Source organism: Geobacter sp. SVR (assembly GCF_016865365.1).
GTDB lineage: Bacteria > Desulfobacterota > Desulfuromonadia > Geobacterales > Pseudopelobacteraceae > Pelotalea.
Genome location: NZ_AP024469.1, coordinates 4,575,830 through 4,589,748, shown reverse-complemented (window position 1 = coordinate 4,589,748; position 13,919 = coordinate 4,575,830). Strand labels below are relative to the sequence as shown.

The following is a 13,919-nucleotide window of genomic DNA, read 5'->3' as shown; positions in this document are numbered from 1 at the left end:
GGCTACCTGGAAGAGGCGAATCGCTCCCACATCAGCCGGTACTCCGCCTCCAGGCCGTCGGTAAACCGCTGCCGATCCATCAGGGGAGATGCCGCCATCATGCCGCGCAGATTGCGTCTCAGGCTGGACAGGCGCGGCAAGTCCTTAGCCAGCTTTACAGCAGTTGCAACGTACTGCTCCTCCGTCCAGGTCACCAGGTCACCAAGTCCCACAGCCTCGAGAATCGTAGCACCCACCCGCGACGCATGGCGCCGTCCTGCCAGCGAGACTACCGGTACCCCCATGTACAGTGACTCGCAGGTAGTGGTGGTGCCGTTGTAGGGGAATGTGTCCAGGGCAAGGTCTGCCTGGCTGTACAAGGCGAGATGCGACGTGCGGTCCGGGGTCTTGCCCAGGAACAGAAGCCTGTCAGTGGGAAGTTGGAGCCGTTCTGCCGCCCAATCGGACGACTCCCGGTCGCTGAAAATCTCCGACTTGATCAAAAGTCTGGCGTCGGGTATGGCAGCCAGAATGTGCCGCCAGCACCGCAAAATGGTCGGGCTTGCCTTGGCCAGATTGTTGAAGGAGGCCAGGGTAATGAACCCGTTTTTGCTGCAGGGAAGGGCTTCGGGAGGATCGGGAGCTTCGGGGGGGTGGAAACAGAGAAACGGCCCGGGCAGGCGGACAGGGCGTTCGCTGTGCCACTGTTCGCTTATGCCGGGGGGGTCGGCGACGGCATCGGTAAGACGGTAGTCGATGGCCGGTAACCCCGTAGAGTGGGGATAACCGAGCCAGGTGACCTGGATCGGGGCCGGGCGCCGGGCCAGAAGAGGCAATCTGTTGAAGGCGGTGTGGCCAGCCAGTTCCACTAGGATATGAATGCCATCGTTGCGGATGAGCTCTGCTGCCACATCATCGCTCACATCGTTCAGTTCGCGCCAGCCATCGGTCAGTGTCTGAATGCGGGCAGTGACGCGGTCATGGTCTTGATGGCAGTGATAACAGAAGATCTCGAATCGGGAACGGTCATGGGAGGCCAGTACCGGCTCGATGAACGATGCCACCGAGTGCTCCCGGAAATCGGGGGACAGGTAGCCAATGCGCAGCCGTCCTGTGCGGAGCGGTGCCGGTGGATGCGGAAGAGGCGCCACGTCATGCAGGATACCCCAATTCTTATGCGCTGCGAATATCTCGTCCGGAGAGATGCGGTCGCTGAACAGCATGGTGAAAATCAGGTTGTCATGGGCGATGCATGACTGGGGATTCAGGTCTACTGCCCGCTGGAAGCAGTCGATGGCCTGCTGGATTTCACGTAGCTTTTTCCAGGCACATCCGAGATCGATCCAGGCATCCACATGCCGCGGATTGCGCGTTACCGCCTCGCGGAGCGCCCACACCCCTGCCAGAAAACGCCGGCGGGAGAGTTCGGCTCCGGCCAGATGATACCAGGCGTGATCGTCATCTGGACAGTGGGACAGACGCAGGCGGCAGAAACGCTCCAGGTCGTCCCAGCGCCGCAGGAATTGGCAGACTCCCGCTAAAGGGGCGAACCCTTGCGGTGAGGACGGATCCGTGAGAAATGCTTTGGTCAGGAGCATCAAGGCCTGGACGTGGCGGTGCTGCGTGATGCAGGAAGTTGCTTCACCAATCAGGAATGAGGAGAAATCATTTCCCTGGTGGCCGTGTTCCGGCACGCATTGCCTAGTCATGGGTGGGTCTTCTCTCGGCAGATGTCACCGTTACCATGTATCCGGCACCAGCGGTGCCACATCCGGCGATAGGCCTGCTCCACCTGAGCCGTAAATGTGACCCTGTCCGTCAAAGGGCTGGCCATCAGCATCCCGCGCAGTCCTTTGCGCAGTTCCAGAAGCCGCCTCAGATCTCCTGCCAATCTGACGGCTTTTTCGACATATTCTTCGGCTGATTCGGCCACCAGATCCTCCAGCCCGACGGTTTCCAGCAGGCTCGCCCCGACACGTGCCATATGCGAACGGCCAGCCAGAGTAATGACCGGCACCCCCATATACAGCGCCTCGCAGGTGGTGGTGGTCCCATTGTAGGGGAAGGTGTCCAGACTGACATCCAGCAGGTGGTATGCCCGCATCTGCTCCACCACCGAACGGGCGTGCCCCAGAAGCAGAAGCCGCCCCGGTTCGATTCCCCTGTTGGCCAGATGCCTGCTCAGCTCTCCGTAGATCCGGTCCCGTTCCTGGCCGCGATAGCGCAGTACCAGCCGTGAGAAGGGCACCTGTGCCAGAATGTTGCACCAGATGTCCATGAGTGGTGCATTGATCTTACTGAAATTGCTCATGGTGCCGAAGGTCACGTACCGGTTTGTCAAGAGCGGCAAGGGTCCCTCGGGGGGAAAGTCGCCACCGGGACTATAGCAGAGGAAGGAGTGGGGGAGGCGAACCAGTTCCTCGGTATGCAGGTGCTCGGTCATGCCCGGCGGATCGGCTTTGGCATCGGTGATACGGTAGTCCATGGCAGGCAGACCGGTCGTATCGGGATATCCGATCCAGGTGACCTGCACCGGAGCGGGGCATAGCCCGAAAAGGGGCAGTCGATTTTCTCCCCCATGACCGGTCAAGTCCACCAGGATATCGATGCGGTCGTTACGGATCAGGCGTAGTGTCTCGTCGTCGCTCAGGCTGACGATGTCGCGCCAGATCACCCGGCATCCCTCCTGCAACTGTGCAGTCACTATGTCCGGTTTTTTCACGTTGGCGTAACAGAACACTTCCACCTGGGCAGGGTCATGGGCTGCCAGTACCGGTTGGATGAAAAATGATACGGCATTCATGCGCAGATCAGGAGAAACGTAGCCCACCCGGAGCCGGCGATGTGGATCAAGACTGTTTGCAAAGCGAGGAGGAGGGGCAACAGGGAAATATGTCGTTCCCCACTCGCGGTGCGCGCGGGCAATTTCAGGGGGAGGCATATCCGGCACATAGTGTAATGTGAAGAGCCGATTGCTGGCATAGCATATCTGTTGTTCTCTGATGGGGGCGTGCGAGATGGCCTGCTCAAAGGTAACGACCGCATCGGCAATTTCACCCAGATAGCAGCGCAGCGTAGCCAACCGGTTCAGCATTTCGGCCGGATCATCGGGACTGAGTGCAAGTACCCGTTGGTAACATCCAACCGCCAGGTCGAAATGGTAACTTGAAGTATAAAGCGCCCCCTTGTGCAGCCAGAGGGAAAAATCATCAGGGGCGATGGCGAGGGCTTGGTCAAAGCAGTGATGGGCCCCGGCAGTGTCTCCTTGTTCACGCAGAAGGAGGCCAAGGTTTTTCCAGGCAGCCACATAGTCCGGTCGAATGGCCAAAGCCTTTTTCAGCACATGGCGGGCCTCCTCCAGCGAGGCGTCGGCAACGGGGGCGCTATTTTGAGCTCCTTCCAACAGGGCCAGTCCCAGGTTGTTGAATAGCACGGGATTTTCGCCGCCCAAACAGCAGGCCTCGCGGAAGTGGAAAATTGCAATTTTCCAGTCTCTGGCGCGAAAGGCCATGTTGCCGAGAAGAAAGTGGGCTTCAAGATTTTCGGGATCACGTGACAGCAGGTCCCGGCACAGCGCTGCCGCCTCTAGGTCCCGCCCTTCTGTGCAAAGCTGTTCGGCGTGCTCCAGTGCGAGCTTGGATGCGCCATGCATGTATAAAAGCACCTCTGTTTTTTTTTTTCTAAAGTTACCACCATTCCAGCCGAAAAAGATAGTAACAATACAAAGTGCGGCAGAAGCCCGCACGCCTTAATCCAGAAAGGAGCTTAACCATGGCACTCAGCGACATCTCCCTTACGGCAGGTATGAGAAACAACCTGCTCTCCCTGTCCCAGACATCAAAGGGCATCACCACGACGCAAAATCGTCTTTCCACAGGCAAAAAGGTCAACACCCCGTTGGACAATCCGACCAACTATTTTGCCGCCCAGAACGCCGTTGCACGCGCCAACGATCTCGACACCCGCAAAGACGGCATGTCCGAGGCTGTCCAGATGCTGAGCGCAGCCACCGCCGGCATCAAAGGCATCACCTCCCTGATCCAGTCTGCACAAGGTGTTGCTGCCGCCGCACTGGGCACCGCCGACACGGTCGAGCGTTCCGCCTACTCTGCCACCTACTCGACCCTGTTGTCGCAGATCTCCCAGCTGGCCAGTGATTCCGGCTACAAAGGGACCAACTTCCTGACCAACGGCTCTCAGACCGTTGAATTCGGTCAGCGTACCAACGCCGCTACCCTGCAGGTAACCGGTTTCGACGCTACCTCATCCGGTCTCTCGCTGGGCACCGTCAGCTCCACGGACTGGACCAGCACCGCTCAGATCAGCACCGCCAGTGGCCAGCTTGAATCGGCCCTCAGCACACTGCGTACTCAGTCTGCAGCGCTTTCCTCCAACCTGAGCGTTGTTACCACCCGTCAGGACTTCACCGATTCCATGATCAGCACACTGACCACTGGTGCGGACAACCTGACACTGGCCGATATGAACCAGGAAGGTGCCAACATGCTGATGCTGCAGACCCGTCAGAATCTGGGCATCTCCTCTCTGAGCATGGCCTCCCAGGCTGCCCAGGCAGTTCTGAGACTGTTCTAAGAGGGATTTCGCTTCTAGCGAACAGATGTGATAATGGGGAGATGGGTTACCATCTCCCCATTATTTTACCCGCTTCGACCTAGTTAACCCGACGGGGGACCGGCAATGGAAGTCGATAAAATAAACGCAATCGCGTCCACTGCATATTTCACATTACAACAACAGTTCACCAGTCAGTCAAACGCGACCGGAAACGAACAGAACCCGACTCCTCCGGATGCCGACAGCCAGGGGAGGACGAAGGTTACCGATCAGGTGCGCTTGGCAACTTCTCCTGTTATCCGGAAAAACCTGGATATGGTGAGCGCCATCGAGCAGGAACACGCCAGGCTGAACCAATTGGCTAAGGGCGTCCGGAAAACCAACGAGGAACTGGGGCGGTTCGCGGATCAAGTGAGCGACATGACGTCGGCAGTGACGGCCATTGTCAAGAATTTCCCCCCCTTCTCGGCAGATAGCGAGAGGCGGAAGGAAATCCTGATGAGCTACGCCTCCATCAGAAAAGAAATCCTTAAAATGACTGTTCCAGCTCCTCCGCAGCCTGTCTATGAGAAGGTAAAAAGTACTTGGTCATCCCTGTTCGATACCAGCGGTCAGATGCTGAATGACTCCGTCCCCGATCTCGGCCCAGCCAGCCCCGACAGTCATGTGAAGGCCGCTGCAACACAGCTTGACAGTACTGGAGAAACGCTGGCAAGCCTCAGTTCCGACATCACTCAGATGTTGCTCCAGCGATAGCCATATGTCTCTCAAGATCCGTCTGAAGCCTCACGAAAAGGTACTCATCGGGCACGCAGTTCTGCGCAACGGCGATAAGACGAGTGAGTTCCACATCGAAAACAAGATAGCCATCCTGCGCGAAAAGGACATCATGAAGGAGGAAGATGCCTCCACGCCGGGAGAACGGCTCTATTTCCTCATCCAGCTGATGTATATCGACGGGGATAATCTTGTAAAATACCACCACACCTACTGGGAGCAGGTGAAGCAAATAGTCTCGGCGGCCGCCAGTACCCGTCAGTACCTGGAGGAGATCAGCTCGCTCATTCTCGAGCAGGATTACTACCACGCCCTCAAGGCTGCCCGCAGGCTCATGGAATATGAGAAGTGCCTGGTATCCCGGATACCTGATCCCACAGAAGGCTAAGCAAACACACCCGACAACGCCTCCAGAATCTTTCCCTCCTCGGGCCTTTCAACCGCGTACAACAGTCTCGCGACGGATTTCAGAAAGTCTGTCATACCGCATCCGTCGGCAGCCAACATGCGCAGCCCTTCAATCCCCTCCTGCAGGCGTCCGCTGAGGCATAGCGCAACATGACGGAGGATGCGGATGCTGCGATCTTCAGGATGGAGCGCGGCTACCCCGTCTACGGCTGCAAGAGCTTCCGGCGCCGGTAACAGGCAGAAGCGGCACAACGTCAGGTTGAGCAGAGCGGCCTTGTAGCCCGGATCAAGCACCAGGGCGCGTTCGGTAGCTGCCATGGCCTCCCTCAGACGGTTTATTTTCAGATAGATGTAGCCGAGGTTGAACCAGGCAACGGAAAATTCTGGCTCCTGCTCCAGCAAGGTCAGCCACAACTCCTCCGCCTCGATAAAGCGTTCAAGCTCAGCCGCCTGGACCGCCAGTTCGTATAGGGCTTTCGGGTCCCGGTTTCCCACCTGTAATTTTTGTTGCCCCAAGGTATAGTAGAGAGTCCGCTTACGGTTCAGGCGCTGGTTCTCCAACCCTCCATAGTGGTGGATCGGTACCGGGTGCTCTCGTAGAGGCAAGCCGGCTTGGGCGATCGTCCCTTCCACCATTTCGTGTACTACTCCCTCAAAATGAATCCCGCAATGATTGGGAAAGAGACGGACCTTGACGCTGGGGGTCCAACCGGAGCCTGCCTCCTCCTCAGGATAGGAGCTATCCAGCGGGGTGAAGCCATCAAGTGTGGCCACATTGGTGTAGTTACGGGTGAGGATGGTGAAGGCGGCAGGACAGGCAGCTCCTTCCAGGGCTTTCTGGAAAGCGGAATAATCCCGCGGTGAAAGAGCCTCGTCTCCATCCATTACCAGAAGCCAGTCGCCAGTGGCGGCTTCCAAGGAGGCATTGCGCGCCTCGGAGAAGTCATCCCGCCACTGATGGCGGATCAGGCGTGCCCCCAGCAATTCCGCCAGCTCGGGAGTTCTGTCATTGGAGCCGGTATCCACTACGACCATCTCATGTACCAGCGGCCGGCAGGAGGTCAGGCAGCGTGCGATATGCAGTTCCTCGTCTCTGACGATCATACAGAGCGATATCCGCCTTCCCTGAGGAGCAGCTGAACGGTATTCACCCAGACGACGGCGAGCTGACAAGCCGAATGCAAGTACCTGTTCATCAGGTCCGAAACGTATGCAGAAGCGTTCTGCAGCGGCCACGACCTCCTCGCACTGTCCTGCCCGATTCGCCCACGCAACCAGCAGGCGGCCGACCTGGCGACTGTCCGGATAGAGATGTGCCGCTTCCTTAAGGATGCGCACCAATTCGCCACACTGGTCCGTTGCAATGAGCGTGTCCAGTAGCGGTTCGTATCCGGGCATGGTTGGCGAGAGATTAATCCCCTTCAACAGCAGGGCCACGGCGCGGCCCATTTCTCCTTGCTGCCGGGCCAAGAGCGCAAGATGGAGATACGGGAGACCACACCCCGGAAGGCGGGAACGGGCGGTCTGAAACTGGATACCGGCTGTTTCCAGATCGCCCGACTCCAGAGCGAGTCGACCCTCTAAAATGGACTGGAACGTACTGTCACTTCCAAGCAGCGAGGCTGCCTCCTGCTCACGTCCCATGGACCAGAGGGCCTGGGCCCGCAGTTCCGTAACCAGCGGGTCGCGCTCCATCACCCCTCCCGCCTGGGCCAGCCGCTGCAGCGCTTCAACAGGGCGTTCCTCCATGATCAGCCGTTCCAGTTCCTCCCTGAGACGGCAGCGTGCAATCAGTTCCGCCTCTGCAGGCATAGCCACGGGAGCGCTCCATTTGTCACGGAACAAGGCCCAGTTGCCGCCAATAGCAGCACGGTAATCGATACCGCCAGCGGCGAAGGAAGCCCCTCCATAGTGGTGCACGTAGACGTCAGCAGCGATCATGTTGCGGCGACCGACAATGGCAGCTCGCAGACAGAAATCATCGTCTTCGAAGTTCCCGCTGCCGAACCGCTCGTCCAGCCCGCCGATTTCGACATACAACTGCCGGGTGAGCAGCATGCAGAACCCCACCAGTCGTCGGCTGGCGACGCGGCGATGCCGGTTGCGGTCACGGAACTGGCGGGCGAAGCCGTCAAGACCGCCGGGGTCGTATATTGGGTTGCCCAGCCCCTGGATGCCGCTGGCGTTATTGGTCATTGGTCCCACAATCCCGGCAAAGGGATCCAGTCGGTGGCACTCCAGCAATCCGGAAAGCCATTCGGGCGTGACCACTACGTCGTTGTTCAGCAGCACCAGATAATTGCCCCGGGCAACTGACAACCCCTGGTTGCAGCCGGCGGCGAAACCGTGGTTGGATGGGTTCTCGATGAGCCGGATACGATCATCCCGGCACGTCTGCTCGTGCAACCACGCCACGGTGCCGTCAGTGGAGCCGTTATCTACGACGATGAGTTCGTATGGTTCGAGCGTATGCGCCGCGATGGACGCCAGACACTCCCGGGTGCAGTGCAACTGGTTCCAGGTGAGGATGATGATTGAGGTCAGATCTTTGGTGGCAAGCTCGGTGGTGTGGTTCGAAACTATCGACTCGATGTATTCGGTTGCCTTGGCGTCGGCATCCATTTCCGGATACCAGGTCATCTGAATGAAGTTGTTAAGTTGAATATTAAGACTTTCTTGGTCAACGGAAAGCATTGGGCGGATGTCGATTATTTCGCCATTCCTTATTTCCTTGATCTCGCAACCACAGAGAGAAGCCTCTAGTGTGAGGGCCGTACGGTCGTCATACGTATAAAACGTTTTTGTCCGATTCAGGAGTTCAGCGAGCTCCTTACGTTTTGCCGGCCATGTATAGCTTATCTCGAGGGCGTTTCTGATAGCTGGATGTGGAGTGAACCGGCCTTTGCCGATCCAAAAGCAATCAACTGCGCGCGACCTACCAGTGTTGGTAAAAAAATCTTCTGTGCATGGTAGACGCAGCACATTATTCGAGCTCTTGCAATAACGACTGAGCTCACCATCGTAGGCGAACAAAATTTCATTTCTATCGTATTCTCTGTCACCACCTAATTTGCCAGGATCATTAAGAATATATCTGACGACCCTTTTCGCCTTGAGAGGATTACCCTTAATGATTTCCGGGTATACAACGATATCGTCATCTTCAATACGATAAGGTGCATTTACGTCGATGTTTGGAATAATTGCCTCTTTACCAAATCGAATAAGCCACTTCTGGAGTTCCTGAAGTACTCTTATTCCAGCTGATCGCTCGTTATAAGTAGGTGCTATAATCACATATCTCATAGTATCTCAACTGATAAATCATCTCTCCTCAAGCCATCTGGAGATGAAATTAAATGTCTAATATTTCAATATTTAATTGGAATTTATCTCTAATGATAGATTTAATCTCGTCCCTATAGTTGGTAGAAGCTATTATTAAATAATCAAAATCCAGATCTTTAAGTGTTTCAGGTGGATCAACTCTAATAATACCGAGCAGTAGTTTGTCGTGATATTCTTCATGGGCACTATCAACTACTTTAACAAGGCATTTCCGCAAATTTTCCGATGAAGCAATCAAAAGTTGACCACGTTCTTTAGCGCCCCACATTACAATTTTCTTATTTTTCATCTGAAATGTTTTGAAATATTGTTCGGACATATGGTCAAGCACTTGTTTGTACAAGGAAGGTTTGAATATATCAGTGGGGGAAAGGGAGTTATGTCCACCGCATGAGGGACAGCGGTCGAACGACCATCGTGAGTCATTTGCCAGATCTTTTTTAAATACGTTAAACTTTTTAAAACAGTGCCCGCACTCCAACGTTAGATCAATGGTATTGTCTGGATGGATATATTTTATTGATATAGTTGATGCCCTGGATTTAATTTGTAATAAGCTGTTTATTCTTCGCTTTAACCGTAATATCTCGCTTTCTGACATCTTTGAACAGTTTACCGGAGGGCAGCCATCATTTAGAAATTTAAGCTTATCTGATATCATCCCCTTCTGCACAGCATAATCATAGATATATGAGCCCGGAAATGGCACGATCATGGTTAAATGTATGTCATACTCTGACATGTGGTTAGTCCACCAATTCAAGGTGTCGTTTGCTGTTTCATAAGTTTCTTGAATATCTCCAAAAATGAAGTTCCCAATAATGGATATTCCATGTTGACGTGTTGCAGACAGTGCCTTTTCAATTTGTTCTATTGTAATCCCCTTTTTCATACTTGCCAGAATTGAATTATTAGCACTTTCAAGACCATAACTGATAGAATAGCATCCCGCATCTTTAAGCATGGTAAGTATTTCTTCAGTAATAGTATCTACTCTACCTTGAAGTCCAAAACCGATTTGATATTTTCGAATACGAGAGCAAAATTCACGAACGCGCTCTTCATCCAACGAAAACAATTCGTCATTAATACCAATAGTTTTTATATCATAGACAGTTAGCCAATAATCTAATTCATAAAAAAGAGAATCCAAAGGGCGTTGATCGTACTTTTTTGTTCCAACAGGACGTGAACAAAAGGTACAACTGAACGGGCAACCAATACTTCCTACAAGGTCAATGTGCTTATTGTTTCTTATATAATCATCAAATAAAAGGTCAAGAGCCGGTATCCTATTAAAATTGAATGAGCATGCCTTTCTGTTAGACGTTATTACAAGATCATTATTATCATCAATATAAACCAATCCAGAAATCGTGGAATACGATGATTTAGCGCATTTTTGACTCAACAGATTTAACAATTCTACAGACGCTGTTTCGCCCAGTCCAATTACCCCAAAATCAGCGCCTGTATTTCTAATAACTAATTCTGGCTCTGTCGAAACTAAATAGCCACCAAGTACTAAAACCAACTCATTATTAAGGCCTTTCAAAATTGAGATTATTCTTTTAATTTCGTTAAAATCACCGGAAGTACCACCAATAAATACCACATCGATGTTATTCGTATTGATAGCACTTGCAAGTATGTCTCGATACCCTGATGAACTAAAGTAATTAAGATTCACCCCGAATATGTTGTATCCAGCCTCTTTAGTGGCTGTAGCAACATAACAGATACCAGTTGCAATACCAGCAATATCGCGAGCTTTTGGTTGGACAAACAGCAAATTCATTTACTTTTTATCCTCTAATAAATAACTTGCTTCTTGTATCACAGTGTCCAGAGAACTATACGACGGGATATAGCCTATTTTTGCAATTTTAAAGTATTTAGAATAATATATATCCTTCACCCCTGTCGGAGTCTGTTCAACAATAGAACTATCTATTGAATATTTTAGGCCATAATTTTTTGAAAAATAGTCTAATATTTCCGTTTTGTTTACAGGTTTTGTACTCATTACATCATATGCATCGTTTATATTATTTATTTGGATACATATATGAACAATTGAACACAGATCTACCGGATGTACATAATCTCTAATAATATTAGTGGTATTTGTCTTAAGCTTTTTATTGCTTTTTATACTGTCAATGATATCGGTAATAAAATATCCATCTGATATATCTGCGAATCTACTGAAATATGAAAACAATCTTAGATCAACTATTTTTAAATGACTAAAGGCGCGGTGTTTCGCTTCTGAATTCAATTTGCAAATAGAATAATAATCTTCTTGCATTATATGATTCACGGTGAGAGCATTTTCACTCCATTCTGACACTGGCCCTGTAAATGAACGGCCATATACGGCACCGCTACTAATATTTATATATAACGTCTCTGGTGAATAATTTTGTAGGTATTCAATAATCATGTTGTCAAATTTTTCACCTACAATGAAATATTTAGTATAATCACCGCGTATTTTTCTCTGAGTGCCAACACCAATGCAATTTATAATTACATCATGTTTTTTCGACATGAAGCTATGATATCCCTCATTGATAGAATAAGCATGTTCTGGCAATCTACAAATGTCGTGGGCAAAGATGTAGGATTGTTGTGGAGATGTTGTGTAAAGATGGAGTTTGGATTTTGCCGATGGCTTTAAATTATATATAAGACCTTTTGCAATATGGGAACACGCGCCTAATATTGTAATATTTACTGTGCTCATACCTGGATATCAGTTGCTATCAAATTCATTGAAATTGAATTAGTTGGTGGGTTTGATGGCCTTAATAAAAAATCAAAATGCTGATCCAGCACTACCGAACAATACTCTGGTTTTTCTATTAAATTGCAAATAGTTGAATACAACTCAGTTTCGACTATATCAGAGAAGACCATTTCTGCAAATAGTAAAATTTTACGTGCAGAATCTATTTTAATTTCGATTAAATCATCATAAGCGTATTTAAGTGCTAATAATGATAATTTATAATTAGATAGTTTTTGATCTTCAAGCTCATCTAAGTCTTCAAAATTTTTGTTATCCATAGTTCCGCGTATCAACTTAAATCTTGTTACCAGAGACAGCTTTAACATTAGTTTATATAATCTGTCATCGGGATACGATAATACGGCAGACGCAAGCGGTTTATCTAGATAGATAATTTCTGAATTAAATGAGAATAATGCCTTGTTGAACCAATCTGTGTTGTCGACGCAGAATACTAAATCTGCTAAATCAGACGGAAGAGTATCTTTAAGGCAAATCCACTGCACTCTATGATCAAAACCGAATGTAAAAAATTGTAATAAACTCCAGCTACTTTTTAGAATACAGCTGTCAGTAAAAATCGGTAATTGTGACGATATTCTGGCATTGCTGTCGATAATACTAACCTCGCAAATGAGCATTCTCCTCTTTGCGTTTGAATATTTTTCCATAACTTTAACAGAATCTTCTATAAAATTAGAATAAAATATATCACCAGGGGATAAAACGGTAATATATTTATAATTGACAGGCTCTATATACGAAATTGATTCATACAGTAACATTGCTCGGGAACATTTTTCTTTTAACCTATAGACAGATATTCCGTGATTAATCGAATAATTCAACAATTTTTCATAAGTGCCATCCGTTGAACAATTATCAATAGCAACAATTTTTATATTATTCCTATTGTAAGTCTGAATAAGAACACTATTAATGCTTGCATCAATGTAATTGATGCAATCTTCTGTTGGTATTAGCACTATAATATTAAAATTATCAAGTGTCATGGTTTTATCTCAATTTTGATATAATTCTCTGGTGGTTCGTAATTTCTAGTACGCTTTCCAAACATTGAAAGTTCTATTTTTTCTTTTTCAGAATCGTTTTTACATTGTAAGCTGTCATAAATATTACTTATTAAGATATAATTTTCACTTTCGACGATTGAATTATCCATTATTTTTGCAAAAACTAAATACTGTTTAGCTAGTTTTAAATTGTCTTCATGGATACAAAATAGAGCAATTTGCAATGTTTCATCAGCAAGCTTTCTAAAGGCGGCGGGAAGTTTCTCATACACATTACGATGTCCTTTTAGTTGTCCACCAAGTTCTACCTGATTCATTAGTGTCAGATAGAGTGCTATTGAATGATAAAAACTTCTGAATGCGATCACAGTTTCTCGTGCACTGTGGACTCTAATAAGAGCTAATTTTTCCCGAATATATGCATAATCAGAGACAAGCGAAAGTCTAAACCACAACGCCTTATCCGCATTGCTGTGATCGAATTCCGTATTATAGCCAAGAACTTTCTGGAATATACTTCTCCGTATGACGCATTGCGATGGCTGCGCGACATCAGTAAGCATGTATATGGGCAGTACTGATTCACCAGGACAGATAAAATTACAGTTGTAGAAGGGATCAAGTTCGGTGATGACATCATCTCCATCAATATAATCTCTCTCACAATGGACATATCCTACGTTAGGGTTTTGTTCCATGATAGCTACACTTTTTTCGATAAAAGTCGGCTGTATCACATCATCGGCGCACAGCAGAATCATGTATTCGCCTTCTGTGAGCACTGTCAACAGATTAAAGTTCTTATTTCCAATATTTATAGGGTTCTTACAGACTCTCACACCTCTGTTGACATATCTTGAAGCGACTTTCAAAGAGTTGTCATCGGAGCAATTGTCGAGAACAACTATTTCCAAGTTCGGGTATGTTTGATTCAAGGCACTTTCGATACATGTTCCCAGAAATTTTGAGTGGTTCCTATTGGGAATCATAATGCTAACCAAAGG

General features: G+C 49.3%; 10 protein-coding genes. 3 read left to right on the top strand and 7 right to left on the bottom strand.

All coding sequences use genetic code 11. From position 1 onward, the window contains the following. Nucleotides 1-2: 2 nt before the first annotated feature. Both GSVR_RS21330 and GSVR_RS21325 read right to left on the bottom strand, forming a co-directional pair. Complete coding sequence (locus GSVR_RS21330; protein WP_173197665.1) at nucleotides 3-1,688, bottom strand: tetratricopeptide repeat protein; 1,686 nt, start codon at nucleotides 1,686-1,688, stop codon at nucleotides 3-5. After that, nucleotides 1,685-3,631, bottom strand: coding sequence for a tetratricopeptide repeat protein (locus GSVR_RS21325; protein ID WP_173197663.1), 1,947 nt, complete (start codon nucleotides 3,629-3,631; stop codon nucleotides 1,685-1,687). Before GSVR_RS21325 ends, GSVR_RS21330 begins: the two co-directional genes overlap by 4 nt. A gap of 119 nt (nucleotides 3,632-3,750) precedes the next feature. On the opposite strand from GSVR_RS21325, the gene GSVR_RS21320 reads away from it, so the two are divergent. The 3 genes from GSVR_RS21320 to GSVR_RS21310 all read left to right on the top strand — a co-directional run bounded on the left by GSVR_RS21320 (nucleotide 3,751) and on the right by GSVR_RS21310 (nucleotide 5,719). Further along, complete coding sequence (locus tag GSVR_RS21320; protein WP_173197661.1) at nucleotides 3,751-4,572, top strand: flagellin; 822 nt, start codon at nucleotides 3,751-3,753, stop codon at nucleotides 4,570-4,572. A gap of 105 nt (nucleotides 4,573-4,677) precedes the next feature. After that, nucleotides 4,678-5,310 (top strand): hypothetical protein, encoded by a 633-nt coding sequence (locus tag GSVR_RS21315; protein ID WP_173197660.1) that lies wholly within the window; start codon nucleotides 4,678-4,680, stop codon nucleotides 5,308-5,310. A 4-nt stretch (nucleotides 5,311-5,314) separates the two neighbouring features. After that, nucleotides 5,315-5,719 carry a flagellar biosynthesis repressor FlbT gene (locus GSVR_RS21310; RefSeq protein ID WP_173197658.1) on the top strand — a complete coding sequence of 135 codons (405 nt, stop codon included), beginning with the start codon at nucleotides 5,315-5,317 and terminating at the stop codon, nucleotides 5,717-5,719. On the opposite strand, the gene GSVR_RS21305 is transcribed toward GSVR_RS21310, so the two are convergent. The 5 genes from GSVR_RS21305 to GSVR_RS21285 form a co-directional block, all read right to left on the bottom strand. Beyond that, on the bottom strand, nucleotides 5,716-8,379 hold the full coding sequence (locus GSVR_RS21305) for a glycosyltransferase (RefSeq protein WP_173197656.1): 2,664 nt from the start codon (nucleotides 8,377-8,379) through the stop codon (nucleotides 5,716-5,718). The two genes, GSVR_RS21310 and GSVR_RS21305, sit on opposite strands and share 4 nt — an antisense overlap. Before the next feature lie 715 nt (nucleotides 8,380-9,094). Then, nucleotides 9,095-10,885 (bottom strand): B12-binding domain-containing radical SAM protein, encoded by a 1,791-nt coding sequence (locus GSVR_RS21300; protein WP_173197654.1) that lies wholly within the window; start codon nucleotides 10,883-10,885, stop codon nucleotides 9,095-9,097. Then, complete coding sequence (locus GSVR_RS21295; protein ID WP_203978742.1) at nucleotides 10,886-11,641, bottom strand: NAD-dependent epimerase/dehydratase family protein; 756 nt, start codon at nucleotides 11,639-11,641, stop codon at nucleotides 10,886-10,888. Nucleotides 11,642-11,832: 191 nt separating this feature from the next. Beyond that, complete coding sequence (locus tag GSVR_RS21290; RefSeq protein WP_173197650.1) at nucleotides 11,833-12,894, bottom strand: glycosyltransferase family A protein; 1,062 nt, start codon at nucleotides 12,892-12,894, stop codon at nucleotides 11,833-11,835. After that, the gene (locus GSVR_RS21285; RefSeq protein ID WP_239077565.1) at nucleotides 12,891-13,904 is read right to left on the bottom strand and encodes a glycosyltransferase; all 1,014 of its coding nucleotides are present in this window, start codon (nucleotides 13,902-13,904) and stop codon (nucleotides 12,891-12,893) included. The genes GSVR_RS21290 and GSVR_RS21285 overlap by 4 nt, the downstream gene beginning before the upstream one ends. Nucleotides 13,905-13,919 lie beyond the last annotated feature (15 nt).

Coding starts and splice junctions, on each gene's coding strand:
- GSVR_RS21305 (WP_173197656.1), bottom strand. CDS start 8,379: ATGACCTGGTATCCGGAAATGGATGCCGACGCCAAGGCAACCGAATAC.
- GSVR_RS21310 (WP_173197658.1), top strand. CDS start 5,315: ATGTCTCTCAAGATCCGTCTGAAGCCTCACGAAAAGGTACTCATCGGG.
- GSVR_RS21315 (WP_173197660.1), top strand. CDS start 4,678: ATGGAAGTCGATAAAATAAACGCAATCGCGTCCACTGCATATTTCACA.
- GSVR_RS21290 (WP_173197650.1), bottom strand. CDS start 12,894: ATGACACTTGATAATTTTAATATTATAGTGCTAATACCAACAGAAGAT.
- GSVR_RS21285 (WP_239077565.1), bottom strand. CDS start 13,904: ATGATTCCCAATAGGAACCACTCAAAATTTCTGGGAACATGTATCGAA.
- GSVR_RS21320 (WP_173197661.1), top strand. CDS start 3,751: ATGGCACTCAGCGACATCTCCCTTACGGCAGGTATGAGAAACAACCTG.
- GSVR_RS21300 (WP_173197654.1), bottom strand. CDS start 10,885: ATGAATTTGCTGTTTGTCCAACCAAAAGCTCGCGATATTGCTGGTATT.
- GSVR_RS21325 (WP_173197663.1), bottom strand. CDS start 3,631: ATGCATGGCGCATCCAAGCTCGCACTGGAGCACGCCGAACAGCTTTGC.
- GSVR_RS21295 (WP_203978742.1), bottom strand. CDS start 11,641: ATGTCGAAAAAACATGATGTAATTATAAATTGCATTGGTGTTGGCACT.
- GSVR_RS21330 (WP_173197665.1), bottom strand. CDS start 1,688: ATGACTAGGCAATGCGTGCCGGAACACGGCCACCAGGGAAATGATTTC.